Raw genomic sequence first — 2,369 nt, forward strand, 5'->3', positions numbered from 1 at the left:
GCCTGGTGCCGACGATCGTCCTGCTCGGCAGCTTCCTCGTCCCGGTCACGGTGGCGACCCGGGCGTACGAACGCCACGCCACCGGCCTCGGCGCCGACCGGATCCTCGGCTGCTTCGGCATCGGCGGCCTCATCGGCGTACTCGGCGCCTCCGTCCTGGAGACCTGCCTGCTCTCCCCCTCGGCCTGGACGCACCTCGGCGTCGGCCTGATCGAGGAAGCGGCCAAGCTGACCGCCCTGGTCCTGGTCAGCCGGCGGCTGCGGGTGAGCGGCCTGCGGTACGGCCTGGTGCTGGGCGCCACGGTCGGCGCCGGCTTCGCCGCCTTCGAGAGCGCCGGGTACGCCTTCAACGCCGTGCTCACCACCGACGGGCTCTCGCTGCGCAACCTGGTGGAGACCGAGATCCTGCGCGGTGTCCTGGCGCCGGTCGGCCACATCCTGTGGACGGCGCTGCTCGGCGGCGTGCTGTTCCGCGAGCGGCGCGGCGGCCGGTTCCGCCTCACCCCGCCGGTCCTGCTGACCTATCTCGGCGTCTCGCTGCTGCACGCGCTCTGGGACTCGATGGGCGGAATCGCGGTCTGGCTGGTGGCCCGGAGCACCTCCGCCGACTGGCAGCGCGCCCTGTTCGAGCTGGGCCGCCTGCCGAGCCCGACCACCGAGCAGGTCCACCTCTACACCCTGTACGACACGGCCGGGCTGGTCCTGGTCGCGCTCGGCGGACTGTACTGGCTGCGCCTGCTGGTCCGCGGCGACCGGCGGTCCCCGATCCCGGCCCAGCTCCCCTCCGCCCCGGCCTGAGGCCCGCCGCCCCGGACCGGCCGGCCGGGACCACCAGGGCCACTAGGACCGCCAGGACCACCGGGACGACCAGAACCACCGGGACCCCCTGGAACATCGGGACCACTGGACCGAGGAACTCCGGAACTCCGGACGACTCTCGAACGACTTCCTGGAAGGCTCCGGGGCCGCACCCCGAATCCGCCCGCGCCACGGCGCGGATTCGAGCACAGCGTGTCCGGACGCCTACGCTCTGCTCTCGGAACATGATCCGGCCCGCCCGAACGGCAACCGGAATGCGATCCACACCACAAATTCCGTACTCTTACGGAATACCCCTTAGGGGTATGCTGTTCCCAAGAGCAGGGCCCGGGCGTACGCTCGCGCCCGTACCGAACTCCTCGGAGGCCCCGATGTCCAGCACCATCACCTACACCGTGACCGGCATGAGCTGCGGACACTGCGAGAACTCGGTGAGCAAGGAGCTCTCCGGCCTCGCCGGGGTGACGGAGGTCTCCGCCGACGCCAAGGCCGGTACCGTCACCGTCTCCACCAGCGACCAGCTGGACGACGAGCTGGTCCGCGCCGCCGTCGACGAGGCCGGCTACGAGCTGGTCGGCCGCTCCGCCTGAGAGAGAGCCCCCTCGCGCGGCGGAGGCCCCGGTCTCCCCGTCCTCCGCCGCGTCCTTTTCAAGGAGCTGATCAGCACATGAGCACCTCCACCCCGGGCTCCACCTCCCCGGACGCGACGAGCGCCATAGCCGGCCCGGCGGGACCGACCGCCGTCCGCGAGCGCGTCGAACTGTCGATCGGCGGCATGACCTGCGCCGCCTGCGCCGCCCGGATCGAGAAGAAGCTCAACCGGATGGACGGCGTCGAGGCCACCGTCAACTACGCCACCGAGAAGGCCAGAGTCGACTTCGGGCCCGACGTCAGCGTGGCCGACCTCATCGCCACCGTCGAGAACACCGGCTACACCGCCGAACTCCCGCCCCCGCCCGTGCCCGCCGCCCCGGCCGAGGCGCCCGCCGGGGCCGCCACCGGCACCGGGCCGACCGACCCCCTGCTCGACCGGCTGCTCGTCAGCGGGTTGCTCAGCCTGCCGGTGGTCCTCTGGTCGATGGTCCCGGCCCTCCAGTTCACCAACTGGCAGTGGCTGGCCTTCGCCCTCACCGGCCCCGTCGTGGTGTACGGCGGCCTGCCGTTCCACCGCGCCGCCTGGACCAACCTCAAGCACGGCGCCGCGACCATGGACACCCTGGTCTCGCTCGGCACCCTGGCCGCCTTCGGCTGGTCCTTCTGGGCGCTCTTCTGGGGCGACGCCGGCATGCCCGGGATGCGGCACGAGTTCTCCCTCTCGGTCGGCGACACCGACGCCTCGTCCATGCTCTACCTGGAGACGGCCTCCGCCGTCACCGTGCTGATCCTGCTCGGCCGCTACCTGGAGGCCCGCTCCAAGCGCCGCGCCGGGGCCGCGCTGCACGCCCTGCTGGACCTCGGCGCCAAGGACGTCGCCGTCCTCCAGGGCGGCCGGGAGGTCCGGCTGCCGGTCGACCGGCTCACCGTCGGCACCCGCTTCGTGGTCCGTCCCGG

The 2,369-nt window shown here is 72.5% G+C and carries 3 protein-coding genes; all 3 read left to right on the plus strand.

Translation table 11 applies throughout. From position 1 onward, the window contains the following. Window positions 1-2: 2 nt before the first annotated feature. Entirely contained in the window at window positions 3-797 is a 795-nt protein-coding gene (locus VR45_RS09710; protein WP_078896375.1) for a PrsW family glutamic-type intramembrane protease, read from the plus strand. 392 nt (window positions 798-1,189) lie between these two features. After that, window positions 1,190-1,408, plus strand: a complete 219-nt coding sequence (locus VR45_RS09715) for a heavy-metal-associated domain-containing protein (protein WP_030395102.1) — start codon at window positions 1,190-1,192, stop codon at window positions 1,406-1,408. A gap of 77 nt (window positions 1,409-1,485) precedes the next feature. Further along, on the plus strand, window positions 1,486-2,369 hold an 884-nt coding region (locus tag VR45_RS09720; protein ID WP_199925921.1), incomplete at its 3' end, for a cation transporter.

It is taken from the genome of Streptomyces sp. NRRL S-495, assembly GCF_000966955.1.
Lineage (GTDB): Bacteria > Actinomycetota > Actinomycetes > Streptomycetales > Streptomycetaceae > Kitasatospora > Kitasatospora purpeofusca.

Excerpts from the sequence above, each read along its gene's own strand:
- VR45_RS09715 (WP_030395102.1), top strand. The coding sequence starts at position 1,190 with ATGTCCAGCACCATCACCTACACCGTGACCGGCATGAGCTGCGGACAC.